This is a genomic window from Finegoldia sp. BIOML-A2, from assembly GCF_009678315.1.
Classification (GTDB): Bacteria; Bacillota; Clostridia; order Tissierellales; family Peptoniphilaceae; genus Finegoldia; species Finegoldia magna.
Genome location: NZ_WKZE01000002.1, coordinates 181588 through 205845, shown reverse-complemented (window position 1 = coordinate 205845; position 24258 = coordinate 181588). Strand labels below are relative to the sequence as shown.

General features: G+C 27.2%; 22 protein-coding genes. 13 read left to right on the top strand and 9 right to left on the bottom strand.

What is annotated here, in order from left to right; translation table 11 throughout:
• Positions 1-4 precede the first annotated feature (4 nt).
• The 12 genes from cdd (at position 5) to GKF99_RS02955 (ending at position 14781) form a co-directional block, all read left to right on the top strand.
• The gene (cdd, locus tag GKF99_RS03010; protein WP_154272633.1) at positions 5-400 is read left to right on the top strand and encodes a cytidine deaminase; all 396 of its coding nucleotides are present in this window, start codon (positions 5-7) and stop codon (positions 398-400) included.
• Positions 393-1277: a GTPase Era gene (gene era / locus GKF99_RS03005; protein ID WP_154272632.1), complete on the top strand. Its 885-nt coding sequence runs from the start codon at positions 393-395 to the stop codon at positions 1275-1277. The genes cdd and era overlap by 8 nt, the downstream gene beginning before the upstream one ends.
• Complete coding sequence (gene recO, locus GKF99_RS03000) at positions 1277-1981, top strand: DNA repair protein RecO (protein ID WP_094207115.1); 705 nt, start codon at positions 1277-1279, stop codon at positions 1979-1981. Before era ends, recO begins: the two co-directional genes overlap by 1 nt.
• Before the next feature lie 9 nt (positions 1982-1990).
• Positions 1991-3679 carry a glycine--tRNA ligase subunit beta gene (locus GKF99_RS02995; protein WP_154271127.1) on the top strand — a complete coding sequence of 563 codons (1689 nt, stop codon included), beginning with the start codon at positions 1991-1993 and terminating at the stop codon, positions 3677-3679.
• 10 nt (positions 3680-3689) lie between these two features.
• Positions 3690-4481 (top strand): pyruvate, water dikinase regulatory protein, encoded by a 792-nt coding sequence (locus GKF99_RS02990; protein ID WP_154271126.1) that lies wholly within the window; start codon positions 3690-3692, stop codon positions 4479-4481.
• An 89-nt stretch (positions 4482-4570) separates the two neighbouring features.
• On the top strand, positions 4571-6004 hold the full coding sequence (locus GKF99_RS02985) for a PASTA domain-containing protein (protein ID WP_156849956.1): 1434 nt from the start codon (positions 4571-4573) through the stop codon (positions 6002-6004).
• Position 6005: 1 nt separating this feature from the next.
• The gene (locus GKF99_RS02980) at positions 6006-6680 is read left to right on the top strand and encodes a protein phosphatase 2C domain-containing protein (RefSeq protein WP_154271124.1); all 675 of its coding nucleotides are present in this window, start codon (positions 6006-6008) and stop codon (positions 6678-6680) included.
• A 56-nt stretch (positions 6681-6736) separates the two neighbouring features.
• Complete coding sequence (miaB, locus tag GKF99_RS02975; RefSeq protein ID WP_154271123.1) at positions 6737-8122, top strand: tRNA (N6-isopentenyl adenosine(37)-C2)-methylthiotransferase MiaB; 1386 nt, start codon at positions 6737-6739, stop codon at positions 8120-8122.
• Position 8123: 1 nt separating this feature from the next.
• A complete protein-coding gene (gene mutS, locus GKF99_RS02970) occupies positions 8124-10703 on the top strand; it encodes a DNA mismatch repair protein MutS (protein ID WP_154272630.1) in 2580 nt (859 codons plus the stop codon).
• On the top strand, positions 10696-12579 hold the full coding sequence (gene mutL, locus GKF99_RS02965; RefSeq protein WP_154271121.1) for a DNA mismatch repair endonuclease MutL: 1884 nt from the start codon (positions 10696-10698) through the stop codon (positions 12577-12579). The genes mutS and mutL overlap by 8 nt, the downstream gene beginning before the upstream one ends.
• Positions 12576-13520 (top strand): tRNA (adenosine(37)-N6)-dimethylallyltransferase MiaA, encoded by a 945-nt coding sequence (gene miaA, locus GKF99_RS02960; RefSeq protein ID WP_154254199.1) that lies wholly within the window; start codon positions 12576-12578, stop codon positions 13518-13520. Before mutL ends, miaA begins: the two co-directional genes overlap by 4 nt.
• Complete coding sequence (locus GKF99_RS02955; protein WP_154254200.1) at positions 13507-14781, top strand: methionine gamma-lyase family protein; 1275 nt, start codon at positions 13507-13509, stop codon at positions 14779-14781. The genes miaA and GKF99_RS02955 overlap by 14 nt, the downstream gene beginning before the upstream one ends.
• Positions 14782-14831: 50 nt before the next feature.
• Here the strand turns inward: GKF99_RS02955 and lexA are convergent, their stop codons facing one another.
• Positions 14832-15458 (bottom strand): transcriptional repressor LexA, encoded by a 627-nt coding sequence (gene lexA, locus GKF99_RS02950; protein WP_094205666.1) that lies wholly within the window; start codon positions 15456-15458, stop codon positions 14832-14834.
• A gap of 174 nt (positions 15459-15632) precedes the next feature.
• Here lexA and GKF99_RS02945 point away from each other — a divergent pair, with 174 nt between their 5' ends.
• Positions 15633-15944: a LysM domain-containing protein gene (locus GKF99_RS02945; protein WP_094205667.1), complete on the top strand. Its 312-nt coding sequence runs from the start codon at positions 15633-15635 to the stop codon at positions 15942-15944.
• Between the two features lie 75 nt (positions 15945-16019).
• Here the strand turns inward: GKF99_RS02945 and GKF99_RS02940 are convergent, their stop codons facing one another.
• The 8 genes from GKF99_RS02940 to GKF99_RS02905 form a co-directional block, all read right to left on the bottom strand.
• Positions 16020-17000, bottom strand: a complete 981-nt coding sequence (locus GKF99_RS02940) for a tyrosine recombinase XerC (protein ID WP_094205668.1) — start codon at positions 16998-17000, stop codon at positions 16020-16022.
• Between the two features lie 115 nt (positions 17001-17115).
• Positions 17116-18282, bottom strand: coding sequence for a pyridoxal phosphate-dependent aminotransferase (locus GKF99_RS02935; RefSeq protein ID WP_148131170.1), 1167 nt, complete (start codon positions 18280-18282; stop codon positions 17116-17118).
• Positions 18269-19090: a PHP domain-containing protein gene (locus tag GKF99_RS02930; RefSeq protein WP_094205669.1), complete on the bottom strand. Its 822-nt coding sequence runs from the start codon at positions 19088-19090 to the stop codon at positions 18269-18271. The genes GKF99_RS02935 and GKF99_RS02930 overlap by 14 nt, the downstream gene beginning before the upstream one ends.
• 68 nt (positions 19091-19158) lie before the next feature.
• Complete coding sequence (gene rny, locus GKF99_RS02925; protein WP_094205670.1) at positions 19159-20700, bottom strand: ribonuclease Y; 1542 nt, start codon at positions 20698-20700, stop codon at positions 19159-19161.
• A gap of 118 nt (positions 20701-20818) precedes the next feature.
• Complete coding sequence (locus tag GKF99_RS02920) at positions 20819-21481, bottom strand: chromosome partitioning protein ParA (protein ID WP_094203642.1); 663 nt, start codon at positions 21479-21481, stop codon at positions 20819-20821.
• Positions 21468-21707 carry a hypothetical protein gene (locus GKF99_RS02915; RefSeq protein WP_094205671.1) on the bottom strand — a complete coding sequence of 80 codons (240 nt, stop codon included), beginning with the start codon at positions 21705-21707 and terminating at the stop codon, positions 21468-21470. The genes GKF99_RS02920 and GKF99_RS02915 overlap by 14 nt, the downstream gene beginning before the upstream one ends.
• Positions 21707-23290: an AAA family ATPase gene (locus GKF99_RS02910; protein WP_154272629.1), complete on the bottom strand. Its 1584-nt coding sequence runs from the start codon at positions 23288-23290 to the stop codon at positions 21707-21709. The genes GKF99_RS02915 and GKF99_RS02910 overlap by 1 nt, the downstream gene beginning before the upstream one ends.
• Positions 23290-24240 (bottom strand): metallophosphoesterase, encoded by a 951-nt coding sequence (locus tag GKF99_RS02905; RefSeq protein ID WP_094207184.1) that lies wholly within the window; start codon positions 24238-24240, stop codon positions 23290-23292. The genes GKF99_RS02910 and GKF99_RS02905 overlap by 1 nt, the downstream gene beginning before the upstream one ends.
• Between the last annotated feature and the right edge of the window lie 18 nt (positions 24241-24258).

Sequence of the window (24258 nt, the reverse complement as noted above, 5' to 3'; positions counted from 1 at the left end):
TATTATGGAAATTAATAAAATGTATAAAATTGCTTTGCAATATAAACAAAACGCATACACGCCATATTCTAATTACAACGTAGGATGTTGTGTCAAAGATATAGAAGGGAACTATTATGGAGGTTGTAATATTGAAAATGCTTCATTTAGCCCAACAATTTGTGCAGAAAGAACTGCAATTTCAAAAATGGTATCTGAAGGATGTAAGTTAATAGATACTATTTTAATAATTGGAGATTCTGATTTCACTTATCCTTGTGGGGTTTGCAGACAAGTGATTAAAGAATTTTCTAATGAAGCTACAAAAATAATAATAGCTAAAAATGAAAATGAGTATAAAATTTATAATATTGAAGATTTATTACCTCATGGTTTTAGTGGAGATGATGTAAATGTTTAAATCTGGATTTGTTTCAGTTATAGGTAGAAGTAATGTGGGGAAATCAACTCTTTTGAATAGAATTTTAGGAGAAAAACTAACGATTATTTCTGACAAACCTCAAACTACTAGAAATAAAATACAATTGATATATACTGACGAAAATATGCAAGCAATATTTTTAGATACTCCAGGGATACAAACACCAAAAAATAAACTTGGAGATTATATGCTTAAAGTATCGATGTCAACTTTGAACGAAGTTGATGTTATAACATATATCGTAGATACTACTGAAGAAATAGGAAAGCTAGACTCTGAAATTATTAAAAAATTAAAATTAGTTAATACAAAAATCATTCTACTAATCAATAAAACAGATAAAATATCTAGCGATAATGTCAATGAAATAGTAGAAATGTACAGTAAAGTTGGAATATTTGAAGAAATAATTCCAATAAGTGCATTAAACGGGGATAATGTAGAAGGTTATTTAACTTCTTTAAAAAATAATTTGCCTGAAGGGCCAATGTATTATGACAAAGATAGCGTAACAGATCAACCTATTAGACAAATTGTACAAGAACTAATTAGGGAAAAAGCACTAATAAATTTATCTGATGAATTACCACATGGAATAGCTATAACTATTGAAAAATTCAAAGAAAGACAAGATAAGAATCTAATTGATATAGATGCTACAATTATTGTTGAGAAAAAAAGTCATAAAGGCATGGTAATTGGGAAAAAAGGATCAATGATTAAAAAAATTGGAACTGATGCCAGAATTGATATTGAACAATTATTAGGCTCTAAAGTAAATTTGAAACTATGGGTTAAAATAGATGAAGAATGGAGAAATAAAGATTCTAGATTAAGGTATTTGGGTTACAACTAATGGAACAAGATTACATCAAGACACAGGCTATTGTGTTGGAGCATATAATTTATGGAGAAAATTCTATAATTTTGAATGTTTTCAGTAAAGAAGAAGGTATTATTGGAATTTTCATCAATAATATTAATTCCATGAAATCAATTATAGAATTTAATGTTCTGTCAGTGAATGATTTTACCTTAAAAAAAGGAAATCAATTCTATTATTTAGTGGATTATGATTTAATTAACTCTAATTTTAATATAAGAACAAACTATAAATCAGAATTATTTAGTTTGGTTATAGTTGATTTAATAAAGTCAATTTTTTACAATGAAGTTTGCAATGAAAAAGTATACGCTTTGATATTGAAAACAGTAATATTCTTATCCAAATATTCTGAAAATCAATATGCTTTAATAAATGCGTTTATCTTGAAACTTGTATCATATCTTGGATATCAACCTAGTATGTTTTATCAAAATAGTCACAACAGGTTTTATTTAGATGGTGGATTTGTAGATTCTGACGGAGAATACTACCAAATAGATAATTTACACGCAAAATATATGATATACTTAATGAAAAATAGGTATGATGACATAGTTAATAAAAAGTATGAATCTATAAATGAAAACGAAATTTTAAAAATTTTGTTAAAATACACGATGAACAATTTTGGAATTGAATATTTGGGGTCATTAGGCTACCTTGAATATTTATAAGGAGAAATAATGTATAACTTATTAATAGATATAGTGACTAATAATATTCCCGAGAATTTTATAGGATTTATAAATAGATCACTTGACGAAAAAATAAGAAAAGAATTAAAAAAACTGCAATTAGTATATTCAAATATAGATTTGGATACAATAAAAGATCATTTTTTTATTTACATTACTAATATAGAAAATCCAGGATATACACTAGAAAATTACGAAAATGTAATAAATAAAGCTATTGATTCGATAAATTTCAAATACAAATATGATTCTGAAAGTTTATCATTTAGAGAGTCTATCTTGTACATTAAAATTTTTAATGAAAAAGAAAATAAAACAATAGAATTCAAAGGCTTAAAAGAAGATAAAGATGACAACTTAGTTAATTCTTCTACTTTTAACAATTTTTCTTCAGAGTTACGAAAAAATCAAATAATATTAAAAAAAGAAGAAAGATTACAATCATTTGAAAAAAGCGCTAATAAACTTGCTAGAGCAAATGGTTGTTCAATTATTAATAACAAAAGCATACTCAACGAATACGCAAATAAATTTGATTATCCTGTAAGCGTTGAAGGATCATTTGACGAAAAATATTTGTGTATCGATAAATCAATACTTTATACAGTTTTGATGGAGAATTTTACGGTATTACCAATGGAATTTGATAACGGTAATAGTTCAAACTTTTTTGTTTACGCTAAAAACAAGAGTTCTGAAGATTCTCATATTTTGATTAAAGAAATTAATGACAAATTAGAAGAAATAAATAATTTGATAAACCAAAAATCAGATAGAAAACTTGAAGACTTTGTTGAGGATTTGAAAACAGTCAATTATATCAATAATTATGGTAACTTTTATGACAAAACTCAAAGACTAATAAAGATATCAGTTGAATTATGTAAAATGCTAACAGTTAGTAACGAAACTATTGATTCTGTCAAAAGAATAGCATTTCTATGTAAAGCGGATAAAGCAACTGAAATTGTACAAAAATGTCCTTATTTACACGGCTTAATTGGAAAACTATATGCTAAGTCTGATGGCGAAGATACAATTGTTTATGACGGAGTATATGAACACATTAAACCGAGATTTTTATCTGAAAACATTCCAAATTCAACTGCTGCTAGAATTGTTGCAATTTCTGATAAAATGGAATATGTTATGTCTTACATAATATCTAGTAGTGATGATAATTTTAAATATAATTATAAGTTAAGAAAAACTATAACATCTGTGATTTCAATAATACTTAGATCAGAATTAGATTTTAATTTAAGTGATTTTATTACTAAAATCTTATATGTATTTCTCCAAGACAAGGGAATAGTAGATTATGAGTATTTTGAAAAAAGTATAAAAGAAATTATTCTTGATGTTTACAGAGATGAGTGTATAAAATTAGGGTATGATTTTGATGAAGTTGATGTGATAAATTATAACAATTTAAATATTTTTAAGTTAAATCGTTTATTGACTAATCTTCATGACATAAACACAAAAAACAATGGCAAGTTAATGATTCAAATTCTAAAGATGTTGGAGATAAACTCTAGTGAGTGCAAGTATACTCCGATGGAATTAGATAACAATAATTTGTGCAATTTATTAGAAAAATTAGCAAACTGTTCTGATGAAGACTTACCTTACTATAAATTAATTTTCAAAGGTGTATTTAAGAAAATAAATTAAGGAGAATGTTATGAATAAAACCATGGTAGTTATTTCTGATTCCACGGGTGAAACAGCGAATCAAGTTTTGGATGCTGTTAAAGTTCATTTTGATATTAAAAATGTTAGAGTAAAAAAATTCTCAAAAATTATTAGAAGAGAACAGATTGATGAAATATTAAACGAAATTAATGAAGAAATCCTAATATTTTCAACAATCGTAGATCGTGATTTGCTGAATTATTTGATTGAGAAAACAGAAATGAATGAATCGATTTATTTAGTAGATGTTCTATCATATCCTATCTTAGTTTCAAGTAAGTTTTTTAAGCAACAACCTAAATTCGATATTGGATTAAATAGAAAAGTTGACAAAGAATATCTTGAAAAGATGGAAGCTTTAGAATTTGCAGTAAAATACGATGATTGTAAGGATAAGTTTGGTATTTTAAAAGCTGATATTATATTAATAGGAGTTTCAAGAACTTCAAAAACGCCATTGAGTTTAAATTTAGCATTCAAAAATTATAAAGTATGTAATATTCCAATTTTACCAGAAGTAGAGGTCCCATCTGAATTATTCAAAGTTGATAAGAAAAAAATTATTGGCTTGATTATTGATTCTGATAAACTTAATAATATCAGGGAAAATCGAATGGCTAAAATTGGTTTGCAGCTATGCTACTCAGATGATTCAAGGATAGAAAAAGAGCTTGATTATGCAAAAGAAATTATGAACAAGATAGGCTGTAAAATAATTAATGTTACAGATAAAACAATTGACGAAACTTCTAATGAAATAATTTCATATATTGATAAATAACAGTAAAATTTAAGTTCTCATTTTTTGAGAGCTTTTTTGTTTTAGCTATTGAATTATGATAAAATATTAAGAGAATACTGGAGGTAAATGTGGAAAATAGTAGATACGAAATTCAAAGAAAAATAAATGAAGACAAATTTTCTACGACATTTAAAGCTTATGATAAAAAATTAAATAGATACCTTAGTTTCAAGGAGTATAACGACAAAAAATATTTTGATTCATTAGCAAATAATTTAAAATCTTTATCAAACTTACATCATCCTAATATTCTGGAAATGTATGATTTAATGATTAGTTCGGATGATAAGTGTTTTTTAACTTATGAGTTTTTTGACGGAATATCATTGGATAATTTGTTCAAAAGAAAGGATGTTTCAGAATCTTTTTTATTAGATATTTTGAGAAAAATTTTACTTTCATTAATTTATTCTGAAAATAATGGAATATTTTTTGGAAATTTACGAATTTATAATATGTTAGTAGATGAAAATAATAATCTTAAGATTGATATTTTCAAAAACTTTGATGGTGAAAACTTTGGTAATAGTGAAGCTCAGCTAAATCATAATATTAACCTATTATTAGAAATTTTAGAAAATTATAATATAGATATTGAAAATAGTATTTTTAATAGTTTTTATCAAAATTTAAGAAATAACTCATATGATGATACACAAGGTATTATGAAAGATTTAAATGAAATTAATAATTATAAAATGACAGGTTCAAATAATGACTCTATAGATAATACAATTAAATTAGATTTAAAAAATGAGCATGAGAAAAATATGTCCTATAAAATAGATGAAAATTTATTTGAAGAAGAAATTAAGAACAAAAAGAAATCTCATAATTACCTTAAATCTTTTTTAGTGTATTTTACATCTGTATTATTAGCTTTTTTTGCTGCTGCAGCAATAATTTTTTACTATAATTTGAGGCCAAAAGCACCTGACTATGTTGGGAAAAACCTAAGACTTGCTGTTGATCAAGCTACAGCGAATGACATTGAATTAGTTGTGGACAAATCAGTTAGCGTGGATAAGTCAGATTTTAATAAATATGTAGTTATTGGTCAGAGTCCAAAAGTTGGCGATAAGCTTTTATTTAAGAAAAAAATTAAGGTAGAACTTGGATTAGAAAAAGAAGACACAATGATTAACTTAATTGGTTTAAATTTGAAAAAAGCTAAAAAAGAGCTATCTAATCTAGGTGTAAATGTTAAGAAAGTTAGATACAAAAAAAGCTCAGTATATGATGAAGGTGTAGTAATTGCCCAAAGTATTGATGCTGGAAGAAAAATTCAAAATGGAGATTTCATAACTATAACTGTAAGTTCTGGTAAAATAAGAAAAACAGAAACTATTGAAGATGAATACACTCCACCTGAAGAAAATGAAAGACCTAATGAAGATGAAACTGATAACTCTAGTATAAATAATAATCATTCTAATTCAAATAATAATCAAGAATTTGATAATGAAAATACTAGAAAAAACGATAATAACAGTGGGGAATAATATGGAGTATTTTTCGATTTCATATAAGGGTGATATCAGAGAAAAAAATGAAGACTACTATAAAAATGAAACTTTCAAAGATTCCCAAATTTTTTTAATAGCAGATGGTATGGGAGGATGCAAATACGGGGAAAAAGCTTCTGAAATTGCTGTTGAAGAGTTTTTGATCTGTTTTAAAAATCATTACGATGAAAAACTTACCATGAAAGATCTAATTTATGGATCAATTCATCATGCAGGTTATAAAATTTTGGATTTCTCAAAATCGAATAATTGCCTAAATAATATAGGAACAACATTCTTAGCTACTATTATTAAAGAAAATACAATGTATTTATTCAATGTTGGAGATAGCAGAGCTTATTTGCAAAATGAATATGGTTTTTATCAAATATCAAAAGACCATGTTGTAAAAAATAATGAAAATCTTAAAAATGCTATAACAAGAGGACTTGGCTTTTTGAGTATGGATAAACCTGATTATATAATTAAGGAATTAAACTCTGATGATCAGATACTCATGGCTACCGATGGTTTTTACAAATTCATTGATAATAGTAGTATTGAATATATTTTGAAATCAAACTTAACCGTAAAAGAAAAATGCAATACATTATCAGAAAATGTAATTAATAAATCCGATGATAATATAACAATTACATTAATTAAAATATAAAAATTATTTATAAGCTATCGAATATCGATGGCTTATATTTTATAAAGGAGATTTAAATGGAAGAAAACAATAATAAATTAGCTTCAAATTCTTATGTTAATTTATTTATAAATAGACACGGACATGCTCCGACTTATTCGATAATTACTCATGGTTGTCAAATGAACGAACATGATTCCGAAAAAATCAAAACATTACTACAAAACATGGGATTTGAACAATCTGATGAAAAATTAGATGCAGACTTTATTATTTTTAATACTTGTTTAGTAAGAGAAAATGCAGAAATGAAAGTATACGGTCAACTTGGAGCATTGAAAAACTTAAAAAGAGAAAATCCAGATATGCTTATTGCAGTTTGTGGATGTATGATGCAAACTGGCCCAGCAAGAGATATAATTAGAGAAAAATATCCTCAAGTTGATATAGTATTTGGTGTAAATAACATAAATTCATTACCATATCTTATAGACAGACACCTAAGCAGCGGAAAATTAGTTGTAGATATTGAAAGAAAAGATGATATTGACGAAGATATTGCTATCAAAAGGGACAATGAATATGTTGGATATGTAAATATAATGACAGGATGCAATAATTTTTGCACTTATTGTATAGTTCCTTATGCAAGGGGAAGAGAACAAAGTAGATCTGTTGAAAGTATTTTATCTGAAGTGAAAAGAATGGTAGATCAAGGCTATAAAGATATAACTTTACTAGGGCAAAATGTAAATTCTTACGGAAAAACTCTTGAAAAACCAGTTACGTTTACGGAATTATTAACTAAGGTTAATGACGTTGAAGGACTTGAAAGATTAAGATTTTTGACAAGTCATCCTAAAGATATTTCCGATGAACTAATCGATGCTATGGGTAAATTAGATAAAGTTTGCGAAAACATTCATCTACCTTTTCAAGCTGGGTCAAATTCGGTTTTAGAAAGAATGCATAGGAGATATACTAAGGAATCTTACTTAGAGAAGGTAGAAAAATTAAAGAAAAGCGTAAAAGGAATTACTTTTTCAACTGATATTATAGTAGGCTTTCCAGGAGAAACAGAAGAGGATTTTCAAGACACTTTAGATGTGGTTAGAAAAGTTGGATACGAACAAGCTTTTACATTTAAATACAACAGAAGACCAGGAACAAAAGCTGATTTATTCGAAGATCAAGTTGATGAAGATGTAAAGCAAGATAGATTAGAAAGACTTTTGGATGTTGCTTATCCTATTTTTTACGAAAAGAACAAATCATACCTTGGTACTATACAAGAAGTATTAATTGAAGGGGAAAGTAAGAATAATCCTGAAGTAATGACAGGAAGAACTAGGACATTTAAATTAGTAAATGTTAAATGTGATAAATCTTATATAGGGAAATTAGTAAATACAAAAATTGTAGATTTTAATTCTTTTGCATTAACAGGGGAAATGGTGGATTAATATGGGTTATACTCCTATGATTAAACAATACAAAGAAATAAAAGAACAGAACAAAGATTGTATATTATTTTTTAGATTAGGAGATTTCTACGAAATGTTCTTTGAAGATGCATTACTAGCTTCCAAAGAACTTGAAATTGTTTTGACACAAAGAGACTGTGGAGAAAACCAAAAATGTCCAATGTGTGGTATTCCTTACCATGTGAGTGATGTATATATAAATAAATTGGTATCAAAAGGATATAAGGTTGCTATATGTGAACAACTTGAAGATCCCAAATTGGTTAAAGGTTTAGTGAAAAGAGGAATTATTAAAATCTATACCCCTGCCACAGTTATAGAAAATGAAAATTCTGATACTGGAAATTTTAATTATTTGATGAGTATTTCAAAAAAATCAAATGAAGTAGCTATTTCGTATATAGACATCTCAACAGGTGATGTTTCATATACTAATACTACATCTGATGATATTTATAAAATAATCGAAAATGAGATTTCAAAAATTACTCCAAAAGAAATAATATTTAATGATCATGAGTTTTCTGTTAAATCATTAGAAACAATAGCAACTAAGTTTTCTATTGTATTAACAACTGTTAATAATAGCACTAATGCTTTAGATTTCATTAATAGCAAGATAAAATACGATAATAGCAACAGTGAAACAACTAATATTTGTGTTGCGAATTTATTAAAATATGTATTCAGATATCAAGAGGATTTAGTTCATATCAATAGCTCTAGTAAATATTATATTAATGAGTTTATGGAGATTGATTCTAATAGCGTTATTAATCTAGAAATTCAAAAAAACTTATATACAAATTCTAAAAATGGTAGTTTGTTCGGAGTATTGAATCATACAAAAACTTCTATGGGATCTAGACTATTGCATAGCTATCTAGAAAGACCATTGATGGATAAAGAAGAAATTCTAACTAGACAAAGTAGGGTTGAAGAAATTTTTGAAGATTATGAGTTATTAGTTAATTTAGAAGATTGTCTTGATGGTATATACGATTTGGATAGGCTGATAGCTAAATTATCATATAAAAGTGCCAATGCCAAGGATTTAATTGCTCTAAAGGTTTCAATTGAAAAGATTCCTTATTTAAAAAATCTTTTAAATTGCAATAAGAAAAACATGCAATTATTAGGAGAAAAATTAGATGATTTACGTGACATATACGATTTGATTGATAAATCAATAGTTGATGATCCTCCAATAACTTTGACAGAAGGAAACTTAATAAAATCTAATTTTTCTACTGAGTTGGATCAGTTGAGATATAACAGAGTGAATGGGAAAAATGAATTAGTAGAATACGAAATGTCTGAAAAAGATAGATTAGGAATTAAAAACTTAAAAATTGTATTTAATAAAAAACTTGGTTACTTCATAGATGTAACCAAATCTAACTTAAATAAAGTTGGAGATGATTATGAAAAAAGACAAACATTAACTAATTCATCAAGATTTAAGACTAAACAATTAGAAGATATAGAATCAAAAATATTAGATTCTGAGGATGAGATTTTTGAACTTGAGTATAAAATATTTGAGGACATTAGAAAAATAATTCTAAAAAATTTATCTAGAATAAAAAAATCAGCTGATTTGATTGCAATCATTGATGTATCAAATTCACTTGCTAAATGTGCTTACTTGAATAATTATATTAAGCCTGATATCAATACTTATGGATTAATTGATGTATTAGAATCCAGACATCCTATAGTGGAGTTGAGTGTGGGCCAATCTGAGTTCATAACTAATGATATTCTAATAGGATCTGGGAAAAATGATATACAGTTAATTACTGGCCCTAATATGAGTGGTAAATCTACGTACCTAAGACAAGTTGCCTTGATTTGTATATTGAATCAAATAGGTTCATTCGTACCTGCTACCAAGGCAAATATTTCGATTGTGGACAAGATTTTCACAAGAATTGGATCAAGTGATAATTTATTTAAAGGTGAATCTACTTTCATGGTAGAAATGAAAGAAATGAGCAATATTATCAAGTATGCTACTTCAAATAGTTTGTTAGTTCTAGATGAAATAGGTCGAGGTACATCGACATTTGATGGACTAAGTCTTGCGTGGGCTATCGTTGAATATATTTCAAAGAATATAAAAGCAAAAACTTTGTTTGCAACTCATTATCATGAACTTACAGAATTAGAAAAAAAGTTGGATAATCTCATTAATATGAAAGTCGATATAAAAGAAACTAATGACTCTATTATATTTTTAAGAAAAATTACTAGAGGTTCGACTGATAAAAGCTATGGTATTGAAGTAGCTGAGTTAGCTGGAATGCCAAAGACTCTTATAAAACGTGCAAAATCAATTTTAAAAGAAATTGACAAGGAAGATACTAAAATTGATTTACCAATTGCAGATTTTACAGTTAATAACGATGATGACGATGAAAAAAATATTAATGAATTGGAAAATTTCAAGGATGAAATTAAAAATATTAATATAAATGAGATTACTCCTCTTCAGTCCCTACAACTGTTGAATGAGCTTGTTATAAGGGCTTCGAAATTAGGTGATAAAGATGATTAAGTTATTGTCAGAAGATACAATTCAAAAAATCGCAGCAGGTGAAGTTATTGAAAGACCTGTTTCAGTTATAAAAGAGTTAGTTGAAAACTCTATAGATGCTGGAAGTGATACTATTGTTGTAGAAATTAAAAATGGTGGGAAAGATTTTATATCTGTTAGCGATAATGGTTCTGGAATTGAAAAAAATGAAATAGAATTAGCGTTTAAAAGACATTCAACTAGTAAGCTTGAAAAATTTGATGATTTGTATGATATAAGGACATTAGGTTTTAGAGGAGAAGCGTTAGCTAGTATTCTTGCTGTGAGTAAACTTTCTGTCAGTACGAGAACAAAATCAGAAAAAATAGGGAAGAAAGTTGAGTTTAGAAATTCAAAGGTTATTAGTGAATCTGATGTTGCAATGAATGTAGGAACTAAGATAATAATCAAGGATTTATTTTACAATGTACCTGTAAGAAAAAAATTTATGAAGTCAGACCAGACAGAAGCAAATCTCATAACAACTACAATGTACAAATTTGCTATTTGCAACACAGATGTTTCAATTAAATACATTAAGGATAACAAAACTCTGTTTGAGACTAAAAAGATTTCTTCAATTAGGGAGAATATTATTAACTTATTTGGAACTTCGATGTCAAATAATTTAATTGATATAGATATAAATTCACGAGATTACAAAATCCATGGCTATATTTCAAATAATAATTTGTATAGAGCTAATCGACAAATGCAATATATATTTCTAAATGGAAGATTTGTTAAATCTGAAGACATAAGAAATACCGTAGAATCTAATTATAAATCTGTAATACCTAATGGAAGATTTCCATTATTTTGGTTGTTTTTTGAAATAAATCCAAAGCTTGTAGATGTTAATGTTCATCCAAATAAACAAAAAGTTAAAATTTCTATTTTAGATGAAATATTGGAAGAACTTAATAAAAAAGTTAGATTTTTATTAGAAAATAATTCACGAATTGCAAATATTAGCCAGTCAATTCCTGATGATGACAAGTACAAAGATTTAAGAAAAAATTATTTTGAATCTGATTTTAGCACAACAAACTATAAGAACGATAAGGTGTCAGAACCTACTTATTCTTATAATCTTTTCAATGATAATTCAAAATTAAGTAATTTGAGAAATATAAAATATAAAGATGAGCCAGAAGATATTATAAGAAATCCAAAAACTACCGAAGAATTTTTTGATGGTAACAAGATAGTAAATCAAAATAATTTATTTAATAACGATAGTGAACAAATTAAAGTCGAATCTTCTTTAAAAAAATATGAAAAATTTGATATATTAACAGTTTTGTTTAAAACGTATATTTTAGCTAAGGATGAGTTTGACAGTAAAATATATTTATTTGACCAACACGCATGTCATGAGAGAATTAATTATGAAAAATTAACAAAACAAATGCAAGATAAAGAAGTAGTATCTCAAAATTTAGCTTTTCCAATTAATATATCTTTAACTGATGAATTAATGGAAATATATGCAAATAACAAGAATATATTTGAAGAATTGGGGTATGAAAGTGATGTTTTTTCAGATGATTCCGTTGTTATTCGTGCTGTTCCTTATTTATTTGGAAATTCAAATGCTGAGTTTTTATTTACTGATATTTTGGATACTATTGCTAAGAATTCAAATGATCCTTTTGATGTAATAGAGTCTAAAGTAATAAAGAGATCTTGTAAAATGAGCGTAAAATCAGGCGATACATTAAGTAACTTTGAAATAATTAAACTTTTAGAAGATTTATTTAAATGTGAATATCCATTAACTTGTCCTCATGGAAGGCCAACTTTTATTGAAATGAATGAAAAAGATTTAGAAAAAATGTTTATGAGGATAAAATGAAAAAAAAATGTATTGTAATCGTCGGACCTACTGGAGTAGGGAAGACTAGGTTAAGTATTTTTTTAGCAAAAAGATTAAACAGTCAGATTATTTCTGCAGATTCTATGCAAATCTATAAGTATATGGATATTGGTACTGCAAAAGTCGAACCAAAATATCAGAAAGAAATAAAACATCATTTGATAGATATAGTTAAACCAGATGAGAATTTTAATGTAGAGGAATTTCAAAGTCTTTGCATAGAAAAAATTGAAGACATTTCAGCTAAAAACAAAATTCCAATTATTGTTGGAGGAACAGGATTATATATCAATTCTATAACACATAAATTAGAGTTTAACACTGTTAAGTCTGATGAAAAATTAAGATATGAATTGGAAAATATTGCAGAATCACAAGGTAATCAAAAACTTCACGAAATCTTAGAAGATATAGACCCTGAGTCGGCAAGTAAAATTCATATGAATAATGTGAGACGTGTTATTAGAGCAATTGAAGTGTATAAGCTTACTGGACATAAGTTTAGTGAAATAAACGATAAATTTGATCACTATAATGATGATTATGATTTTTATATAATTGGGTTAAATGATGACAGACATATCCTTTATGAAAGGATTAATCAAAGAGTGGATGAGATGATCGATGAAGGCTTTATGGCCGAATGTAAGTACATTTATGAAATGACAGATGAAAATTCCCAATCAATACAAGCTATAGGTTACAGAGAAGCTTTTATGTATTTGAATAATGAGATCTCTTTTAAAGATATGGTTAGTTTAATGAAAAAAAATAGCAGAAAATATGCCAAGAGACAATTAACTTGGTTCAGACAAGATGAAAGAATTCATTGGATGAATTTGAAAGATTTTAAAAAATTTGAAGATATTGAACAAATTTGTTTGGAAAATGTGAAAGAATGGTTATATGATAAAAGATAAAATAAAAGAATGGTATGATGTAGATAATTATAGCTACGATACAGTAATAAAAAGTAATAATCAACTATCAGATAAATTTAAAGAATTGGAGAATTTGGAGTTTGTTAATCAACTTAAGGTTTTGAAAGCTTTCCAAGATAATAAGTTACAAGCTACAGATTTTGCATCAACAACTGGATACGGATATGGAGACGTTGGAAGAGATAAATGTGAAGCGATTTTTAGGGATATTTTTAAGGCAGAAGACTGTCTTGTTAGACCTTCAATTGCTTCTGGAACCCACGCTTTAAGCTTATTGATGAAGGGCGTATTATTACCTGGAGATAAGTTATTATATATTACGGGTTTGCCTTACGATACATTACAAGAAGTGATAGGCATTGAAGGTAATTCACCATGTAATTTAAAAGAGTATGGTATTGACTTTGACTATGTTGATTTGGTCGATAATAATATAGATTTAGAATCTGTAGAATCTAAAATAGACTCTTCAGTAAAAATGATTGCTATTCAAAGGTCAACAGGATATAGCTTGAGAAATGCTATAAATATTGAACAAATTGAAAAAGCAGCTAAATTTATCAAAGATAAGTTTCCTGAAATTATCATCATGGTTGACAACTGTTACGGAGAGTTCACTGAATACAAAGAACCTATTGAGGTTGGATGTGATGTTATTGCTGGATCTTTGATAAAAAATCCAGGTGGTGGAATAGCGCTTTCTGGTGGATATATTGCTGGTAAAAAATCCATCATCGATAGGGTAGCGAATACATTAACAGCACCAGGAATAGGGAAGGAAGTAGGAATAACTTTTGGCACTACTAGAAACACACTGCAAGGGTTATTTATGGCTCCCAAGATTACAATAGAAGCTATGAAATCAGCATTATTATTTTCTCATGTATTTAAAAAATTGGGATTTAAAACAATACCTGATGTGGAAGATAAAAGAAGTGATATAATTTGTGCGATTATTTTAAAAAATGAAGAAAGAGTTGTTGAATTTTGTAGATCTATTCAAGAATCATCTGTTGTAGATTCACACGTAGTTCCTTATCCTTGGGATATGCCAGGATATGATGATAAAGTTATAATGGCATCTGGAAGCTTTATTGATGGTTCTAGTATAGAGATTTCAGCTGACGGTCCATTAAGAGAGCCATATGTAGCTTATTTTCAAGGATCACTGAGTTATAATCAAGCATTACTTGCTTGTATGAAAGTTGTTAAGAATTTAAAAAATAAAAATCTAATCTAAATTAATAAAAGCCTTCCTATTGCAAAATAAGAAGGCTTTCTTGGTATTATTTAATAAATATTTCTGTATAGGCCAATAACTTTTCCTAGAATTTCTACATCTTTTACAATAATAGGATACATAGTTGAATTAGAAGGTCTTAGTTCAATATGGTCTGAATGTCTGTAAAACCTTTTAACAGTTGCTGATTCATCCATTAATGCAACGACAATATCTCCATTATTTGCAGTATTTTGTTTTCTTACAATTATCTTATCACCGTTTAATATTCCATCTTCAATCATAGATTCTCCTTGGACTTTCAAAATAAATACTACACCTTGTGATGTATATTCAATAGGAAGAGGAAATGTATCTTCGACATTTTCTATGGCCAAAATTGGCATTCCAGCTTGAACTTTTCCAACAATAGGAACATCTATAGTCTCTTTTTTTATTTCATTTTCTTGTTCTTCATAAACACTATCTATAATTTCTAAAGCTCTATTTTTTAAAGGATCTCTTCTTAAATAACCCTTCATTTCTAATTTCAAAATATTATTATGAACAGTTGATGTAGAATTGATATTCAAACTATCACCAATTTCGCGAATAGCAGGGGGATATCCTTTGTAATCTATATATCTTTTTATAAATTTTAATATTTCTATTTGCTTAGAGGTTAAATCATCGTACATTAATATACTCCTTTTCTATTCTTTTCTTGATTATATCATATTTCTTCAAGAAATGAAACATTTGTTTCCTTTTTTAATAGAACATAAAAACTTTTGTTGACATATAAGAACATATGTTGTAGAATAAAAACATAGAACATATGTACAGAAAATAGTTTCTGAACGGGAGGAAATATGAAAAAATATAAAATTACAAATAAGTTCAAATTTTTTAGATTTATATCAATTTGTTTTGTAGCATTATGCTTTATGATTTTAGTATTAACGTCTAATCTTAGTTATGGTAATTATCAGAATCAAGAATATAACACTGAGTATTATATCGTAGAACCATCAGATTCATTATGGAAAATTTCTACAAAATTCAAACCAGATAATATGAGTACAAGACAATTTATATCTATAATAAAACAATACAATAGATTTATAGAGGGTAGCTCAATTAAAGTAGGCGAACATTTGAACATACCTTTAATAAATAAATAAGATACTGTTATACTCCTAATACTATCTAATAACAGTAATGAAGATCAAGCGCATGTCTTGATCTTTTTGTTTTTCTTACTTATTATTTTTTAAATCGTTGTCCAAGCTATTAAGAGGGTTCTTATTTACTGCATTTCTTAAACTATTATTATCTACATGTGTGTAAATTTGTGTTGTTGATACTGATTCATGTCCTAAAATCTCTTGTAATACTTTTATATCGACATCACCATATTGATACATTAAAGTAGCTGCTGTGTGGCGTAATTTATGAACACTGTATATACTAGTGTCAAATCCACCAACTTTTAAATAATGTTCTATTCTGTACTGTATTGCACGATTGCTCATTCGATTTCTTTTTTTGCTGATAAATAGTGCGTCATTATCGATTTCTGGTCTTATTTTAAGATAATTATCTAAAGCATCTAAACACATAGCATTTAGATAAACAGTTCTTTCTTTGTTTCCTTTACCGATAACTCTCAATGTATTTGTTTTTATATGATCGATGTTTATGCTACTAAGCTCTGATAGTCTCATGCCACAGTTTAAAAATAATACTGTAATACAGTAATCACGAGCTTTTATTTCTTCATCTTTTTCACGTAGTATAACTTTAAGTAAACTTAGTGATTCATCTAGAGTAAGATATACTGGTTGTCTTATATTTTTTTTTGGCGAATCTAAGAGTTCTGCAGGGTTTATTATATCAAGTTTTCTAATATTGATAAGATACTTATAAAACGTTCTAATACTAGAAGTTTTACGACTGCGTGTAGACGAACCATTGGATCTATTATGATCTAAAAATCCCATAAAAGAATGCAGATCAATAACATCAATATTTTTGAAAAAATTCAAATCTACATCAGAAGAATCAATCTGAACAATATCATCAAACGATTTTAATTTTATATTTTGCTTACGTGCTATAATGTATTTAATCATTAAATTGATATCGTAAGCATATTCTTTAACTGTATTTGACGAACGTCCTTTAATAGTTTCTAAGTAGTCTAAAAAGTCCATAAGTATCATAGGATAGCTATTCATAGTTCATAGTACCTCCAAATTTTTCATATACAATGTCACAAAATTATTATTTTGTGACATTGTAATTTTATCAAAAACCTCCTCTATTGTCAAAAAATATAGCAATTAAAATTTGCTATATTTTTTGATCTACTATAAAATTTTTTAAGTTTTCTAATCCTTGTTTAATGTCTTCAATACTTGTTGCATAGCTCATTCTAATATATTTGTCGTCTCCAAAAACAATACCTGGTACGAATGCAACGTTATATTTGGAAAGCAATTCATTACATAATTCTAAAGAATTATTAATTGTACTATTATAAAATTGATCTATTTTAATGAATATATAGAATGCTCCTGCTGGATAAATATATTCTATGTCAAATTCATCTAGTTTGGATACTATATAGTCTCTTCTGGACTTAAATTCACCAATCATTTGTTCTACTTCATCAGATTCGTCTTTTAACGCTGTTAAACCGGCTATTTGGCTCAATGTATTAGCATTGGATGTAATATGTCCTTGAAGTCTTTTTATGAGCTTAGAGACCTCCTTAGAGCTACAAGAATAACCCAACCTAAATCCAGTCATTGCATAAGCCTTTGAAAAACCATTAATTGTTATTGTTATCTCATTAATTTCATCAGATAATGAGCCTATACTTATAAATTCTTTATCATATGATAATCTTTCGTAAATTTCATCAGATATAATATAAATATTATTTTCGACTGCCCAGTTACCAATACTAAGTAATTCTTCTTTTGAATAAATAACTCCTGTAGGATTAGAAGGATTATTTAATATAAGACACTTAGTGTTTGAGTTTTTATATTGGTTTAATATATCGACATCGACTTTGAAGTTTTCATTATATGGTAAAATGACAGGCTTACAATCTGTTAATTTACACATTTCAGGATAACTTAACCAATATGGAGATGGTATAAGAACTTCATCATTAGGATTTGTTAATGCAAATAAGCTATTAACTATTGCTTGTTTAGCACCAGTGGATACAACTATAGAATCTTTATCGCATTTTATATGATTACATTTGTTAAGTTTTAAACTTATTTCTTCTCGTAAATCAGGTATTCCGCTAGTATCAGTATATCTAACAATTCCGTTATCCAAGTACTCTAAAGTTTTATCAATTATATATCTTGGAGTCTTGAAGTCTGGTTCTCCAACTGTAAAGTTATAGACTTTTATTCCTTCTTTTTTTAATTTATTAATTTTAGCACTCAACTCAAGTGTTAAAGATGGATTTATACTGTTAATTTTATTTGATAACATAATTGCTCCTTAATTCGTGTAGTTTTTTTATAGATTTAAGTGTTGTATAATTTAATGCAAAATTTCCCATTAAATAGTTACCATCAAACTGCTTTCCATGACAGTCGCTTCCTGCTGTATATATTAGTTTGTTTTTTATCGCTATATTTAAATATTTTTTGATATCAGTAAATGAATGTTTTGAATTAATTACTTCAATTCCATCAATACCCATTTCTATTATTTCATCTACAATATTATCATCATTCAATGTTATAGGATGTGCTAAAACACATACTCCATTAGCTGATTTTATAGAATCAATAATGTTTTGTAGTGATGTGAAGCTTTTTGCGACATAACATTTACCTTTTGGAGATAAATATTCGTTAAACGCTTCGTTTTTATTTTTGCATATATTAATATCTACTAAATATTGAGCTAAATTACTTCTAGAAAAAACTTTATCCTTACTATAATTTAGGACTTTTTCTTTGTCAATTTTGATTCCAAATTTAGCAAAATTTTTCTCAAAAATATCAATTCTATTGGCTCTATCATTTATAGCTAATTCAGAAATTTTTCGTAAGTTTTCATTGGAACTATCTACATAGTATCCAAGAATATGTACTTCTTTGTTTTTGTAAGTTATACCAAATTCTACAGCTTTAATGATGTTAGTATTACAAAGTTCTGGATCAGCAGACATTAAAATATCATGATCAGTAATTGCAATTTCATCTATATGATTTTTATTTGCAGTTTTTTGAATTTCTTCAATACTTAATCTTCCATCACTTTCTGTAGAATGTACGTGCATATCAATCATTTTTAAATCCTTTTAAAGTTTTTCATATTAGAAGAAGGTCAACATTTGTTGACCTTCTAAGTTAATTCTTATTTTGCGTAATCAGATACCCTATTTTCTCTTATGACATTTACTTTAATTTGTCCAGGATATTCTAATTCACTTTCAATTTTATGAGCTACATCTTTTGCTAATATAACCATAGCGCTTTCATCAATAACTTCTGGTTTAACCATAATTCTGATTTCTCTACCAGCTTGTATAGCATAAGAACTTTCAATACCATCAAATGAATTAGCTATTTGTTCTAGATTTTCTAATCTTTGGATATAGTTTTCCATAGATTCACGTCTAGCTCCAGGTCTTGCTGCTGATATTGCATCAGCAGATTGAACTAATATAGATTCAATACATGTTGGTTCAACATCGCCATGATGAGCCTCAATACAATTGATAACATCTTTTGGTTCTTTGAATCTTTTGGCAGCGTTAACGCCTAGTTCAACGTGTGGTCCTTCGATTTCGTGGTCAATTGCTTTTCCTAAATCGTGAAGTAATCCACCTCTTTTAGCTAATTTCACGTTTACTCCTAGTTCACTTGCAAGCATTCCAGCGATATTAGATACCTCAATAGAATGTTTAAGAACATTTTGTCCATAACTTGTTCTGTAATGTAGTTTACCTAGAATTTTAATCAATTCTGGATGTAAACCATGTACATTAGTTTCATCACAAGCTTCTTCGCCTTTTTCTCTTATAGTATTATCTACTTCTTTCTTGGCTTTTTCAACCATTTCTTCAATTCTAGTAGGATGAATTCTTCCATCAACTATAAGTTTTTCCAAAGCGATTCTTGCAATTTCACGTCTTACAGGATCAAAAGCTGATAATACAACAGCTTCTGGAGTATCATCAATTATTAAATCTACACCTGTTAAAGTTTCAAATGCTCTTATGTTTCTACCTTCACGACCAATGATTCTACCTTTCATATCATCATTAGGTAAATTAACAACAGACACAGTAGATTCCGCTACTTGATCTGCAGCATATCTTTGAATTGATGTACTAATGATTTCTCTTGCAAATTTTTCAGATTCTTCCTTAGTTTTGGATTCGATTTCTTTAATAATAGCAGCTTGCTCACGTATTGTTTCAGATTTAACTCTATCAAGAACAATGTCCTTGGCTTCATCGCTTGTTAATCCTGCAACTTTTTCCAATTCTAATTCCTTTTCATCTATTATGGATTGAATTTTTTGTTGCATATCGTCAGCTTTCTTTAATTCTGTATCTAGCTTTTTATGTTTCTTCTCTAATGATGCATTTTTTCGTTCTAAATTTTCTTCTTTAGAATTAAGTCTATCTTCTTGACGACTGATTTCTTTCAATCGAGATTTGTTTTCACGATCTAAATCACTTTTCATCTTAAAGATTTCATCTTTTGCTTCTACTAATAGTTCTTTTTTCTTAGCTTCAGCATCTTTGTTTGCATCTTCAATTATTTTAACAGCATAATCTTCAGCACTTCTGATTTTTTTCTCGGCCATGCTTTTTCTCAAAAAGAAACCTATTACAATACCTAAAATTGCAGCAATTATAGCAATTATTAAAGATGTCGCGGTGCTCATAAATACACCCCCTTTATTCAATTTTCAATATTCATTTAATAAATCTTTTGGATAAATTTACTCTTTTAGTGTAGTACAAATACCGTTGATTGTCAATATTTAGATATATAATAGAAAATTATATAACATCTATTTCAGATGTATTATTTCTATTTGTAATTCTATAGTTAATATCTCCAATAGCTGATAAGTGAGCGTTATGGGAAATCATTATAATTTGTTTATTGTATTCTTCACTAATTTCATTGATAAAATTTGCTACATTGTGTATATAGTCTTCACTAACATGCTTACAAGGTTCATCAAGTACAATAATATTGGCAAGATTATTTTCATATAGCATGATAAAAGAAATTCTTAGTGCCAAAGAAACTATATCTACTACTCCACCACCTCTAGCATCGACAATATCGTAGGTAAAAGTTTTAATCTCACCATCAATATCTAAGCTTTCTTCTATAAAAAACTTGGCAGAAGGATTGTTGTTTTTGATTTTTATTTCGATTTTAAAATTCATTTCTTTTTCAAAGATATAACTTAAACATCTACTTACAAGGTTTTCTATTTGAATTTTGGCTTGTTCTCTTGAATATTCTGAAGTCTTGTCATAGAGCATTTTGATGATCTCAAGTTTTTCTATTTGCTTTTCAAGGGCATCAATGCTTTTTTTTGTAGCTAATATTTCTTCTTCTATTGATTTTTTTACCGCTAATTCACTTTGATACTTAATTTCCATAGAAGTGATTTTGGATTGAATTTGAGTTAAATCAATTTTTTGCATCAGGAAGAAGCTCCTCAGCTTTTTGTAAATCTTGTTCGATTTGATTTTGAAGTTTAGTAATTTCTGATTCCAAATTTTCAGGATCTATATTTAATTCTTTCAACTGATTAAGTATATCTTCTTTTTGCTTCTCTAAAGTCTCTAATGCAATTTCGGCTCTATTTTTTTCTTCTTTAGCTTTATCAAGTCTTTCTTTTATGTTGTTAAAACGTTCATTAGTATTCATTATTTTCTTAACTCCTTTACTATTTGAGTAACATGATCTTCATCTATTTCACTTAGACAAAATGGACATATTTTTTCTTTGTAAAGATTTTCTTTGTATTTATTTATCAAGTCATCTATTAAAAAATTACATTCAGCTAATACTTTAGTATTCTGTTGATAAATCTCTTGTTTTTCATCTAAGGTGTTTTTTATTATTTTTAGTTTGGTTAACAATTCGAAAGCTTTGTTAATATTTAATAATATAATTTGTAAATTATTGATAGAATTCAATTTATCTAATTTATCATATTGGTCTAAAATGATTTTATTAATTTTTAGATATGAAATGTTAAGTTTATATAGTTGTATATATTTTTCTTTGTATTTATCAATTCTATTTATTAAATCAGATACTTTAGATGTATTAATACTTGTTAATACCTGACTATTATTGCTTATTGATTGGTTAATTCTATAGTAATTTTCATTTAAATTAGATAACTGATTTAAAATTTGGATATCATTTTGAGTATTTAATAAGATATTATAGGATTTAGGCACTTGTTTAAATTTCTCTAATATAGTTTTATAGTTGGTATAACTACTTTTTACGTAAGTTAATCTATCATATAATGGTTTCAAAAACTTCAATAAAGTAAGATTTTTATCGATGTTATCAATAATTTCTGATATCAAATCCGTATATCTTAAATTATTCAATTTTACATTACTAGATTCGATACCTTTTATTATTTCCTGAGAATACTCATATAGTTGATTAAGTTTTGTAAAGGAAGACATATTATCTTCTGTATTCTGCAAAGTTTCTGAACAAATATCTAGTCCTTTGTAGTTATCTAAGTATTTATAACCATTTTTAATCCTGACATTTAATTCAGAAAGTTTAATGGATAATGTTTTCAATATATTTAATTTTTCAGAATTTTTGGCTAAATTATTGTATAAAACTTTTAGGTTGTCAATTTTTATTTTTTCTTCATTTAAATAATCATATTTATTTAGAGATTCTTCTTTTTCGTTGATAAAACTTTTTTTAAAATTTAATTCTCCTTTTGTGCTTTTTATTTCTCTTGAGACATTTCTGGATGCATTGTCTAGTATATCAATATTTACTAGTTTCCCGATAGCATTTGCTTTTGTAGAATCTGTTTCTGACAGCAAAAATGAATTTTCTAATTGTGAAGCGATTAAAATATTGTATTTCTCGTTCAAGAGATTAACTTTTTTAAAAAGAAAATCATCTTGAATTTCTGATGGTATTTCTCTACCGAAATTTTCATATTTCTTTATCTCTTCATTATCAGGATTATTTTTAATGTAGTAATAATTAGTATTACCTTTTCTACCTCTTAAAATAAAATTACCATTGTTAAATACAATTTTGACTTCAACATTATTGTATCCATTTCTGATTAATAAATCAGTTGTGTAATCATTGAATAAGACCCATGATAGAGCTCTAATTAAGGCAGTTTTTCCACTATCAGAAGCACCTGTAATTAAGTTTACTTTTTCTGAAAGCTCAAAATGACCTTGTTCGTATGACTGAAAATTAGTTAAATATATATCGGTAATATACATTATTCTATTCTCCTTATGGCTTCATCAATAATTTCTTCATCTATTTTCATTTCTCTTCCTATGGATTTTAAGTTGTTATTGATGTCTATAATCGGATTGCTTGATAACTTTGAAAGTCTTTCTTTTATATCCAGTAGGCTTTTGTTTTTAATAGAATACGGATTTAATTTATCATTAGAAAAAATTTCACTGCTATTTTTAGCACTTTTTAGAAAAATTTCTTCAATTTTGATATCATCTTTTGTAAGTTCGATTATCAAGACCTTAGGTCTTCTTTTTCTTTCTGATTCAGTATTAGTCATTCTAGCGATACTTCCTGGATTTGCGAAATACTTTTCATTGACCTTTACAGTCTTAAATCCAGTATGATAGTGTCCACTTAACACAATATCACAATCAGTATCCATAATTTGATCGATTAAAGTATACTCAATTTGTTCAATAAATTTCTTATACAATAAAAAACTGTGTATCATTAGTATATGATAGTCTATATTATCCAATCTTTTCGGATAATAATGGGATTTATCAGATGAATCAATATCATGAGTATATGGTTGGCCAGATATTTGAACCCTCAAACCATCCCTTTCTATGATAATAGGATTATCTTCTTCAACTAGTTCTAATACATCTAATGAATTGTATAGTCCCATCATAGCTCTATCTATAGAGTTTGGATTATAACCATATATATCATGATTCCCACTTATTATATGAATTTTCTTCGGAAAAGTTTGAAATAATTTACCAAATTTAGATGCTGTTTTTATTCCAACATCTGCTTTATCAAACAAATCTCCACCGTGAAGTATCATGTCAACATTTTCATTTATTGATATTTCTCTTATTTCTTCAATTTTTTTATAAATAGAATCTTCGTAATCGTCAATTCTAGATCTAGGATTTCTAGATTTTATATGTGTATCTGTAAAAAATAATATCTTCATAATAGAAATAGTGGGCAA

Coding starts and splice junctions, on each gene's coding strand:
- GKF99_RS02995 (WP_154271127.1), top strand. CDS start 1,991: ATGTATAACTTATTAATAGATATAGTGACTAATAATATTCCCGAGAAT.
- recO (WP_094207115.1), top strand. CDS start 1,277: ATGGAACAAGATTACATCAAGACACAGGCTATTGTGTTGGAGCATATA.
- GKF99_RS02945 (WP_094205667.1), top strand. CDS start 15,633: ATGAAAAAATATAAAATTACAAATAAGTTCAAATTTTTTAGATTTATA.
- mutL (WP_154271121.1), top strand. CDS start 10,696: ATGATTAAGTTATTGTCAGAAGATACAATTCAAAAAATCGCAGCAGGT.
- GKF99_RS02990 (WP_154271126.1), top strand. CDS start 3,690: ATGAATAAAACCATGGTAGTTATTTCTGATTCCACGGGTGAAACAGCG.
- era (WP_154272632.1), top strand. CDS start 393: ATGTTTAAATCTGGATTTGTTTCAGTTATAGGTAGAAGTAATGTGGGG.
- lexA (WP_094205666.1), bottom strand. CDS start 15,458: ATGTACGATGATTTAACCTCTAAGCAAATAGAAATATTAAAATTTATA.
- miaB (WP_154271123.1), top strand. CDS start 6,737: ATGGAAGAAAACAATAATAAATTAGCTTCAAATTCTTATGTTAATTTA.
- miaA (WP_154254199.1), top strand. CDS start 12,576: ATGAAAAAAAAATGTATTGTAATCGTCGGACCTACTGGAGTAGGGAAG.
- rny (WP_094205670.1), bottom strand. CDS start 20,700: ATGAGCACCGCGACATCTTTAATAATTGCTATAATTGCTGCAATTTTA.
- GKF99_RS02915 (WP_094205671.1), bottom strand. CDS start 21,707: ATGAATACTAATGAACGTTTTAACAACATAAAAGAAAGACTTGATAAA.
- GKF99_RS02905 (WP_094207184.1), bottom strand. CDS start 24,240: ATGAAGATATTATTTTTTACAGATACACATATAAAATCTAGAAATCCT.
- GKF99_RS02980 (WP_154271124.1), top strand. CDS start 6,006: ATGGAGTATTTTTCGATTTCATATAAGGGTGATATCAGAGAAAAAAAT.
- GKF99_RS02910 (WP_154272629.1), bottom strand. CDS start 23,290: ATGTATATTACCGATATATATTTAACTAATTTTCAGTCATACGAACAA.
- GKF99_RS02930 (WP_094205669.1), bottom strand. CDS start 19,090: ATGATTGATATGCACGTACATTCTACAGAAAGTGATGGAAGATTAAGT.
- GKF99_RS02955 (WP_154254200.1), top strand. CDS start 13,507: ATGATAAAAGATAAAATAAAAGAATGGTATGATGTAGATAATTATAGC.
- mutS (WP_154272630.1), top strand. CDS start 8,124: ATGGGTTATACTCCTATGATTAAACAATACAAAGAAATAAAAGAACAG.
- GKF99_RS02935 (WP_148131170.1), bottom strand. CDS start 18,282: ATGTTATCAAATAAAATTAACAGTATAAATCCATCTTTAACACTTGAG.
- cdd (WP_154272633.1), top strand. CDS start 5: ATGGAAATTAATAAAATGTATAAAATTGCTTTGCAATATAAACAAAAC.
- GKF99_RS02920 (WP_094203642.1), bottom strand. CDS start 21,481: ATGCAAAAAATTGATTTAACTCAAATTCAATCCAAAATCACTTCTATG.
- GKF99_RS02940 (WP_094205668.1), bottom strand. CDS start 17,000: ATGAATAGCTATCCTATGATACTTATGGACTTTTTAGACTACTTAGAA.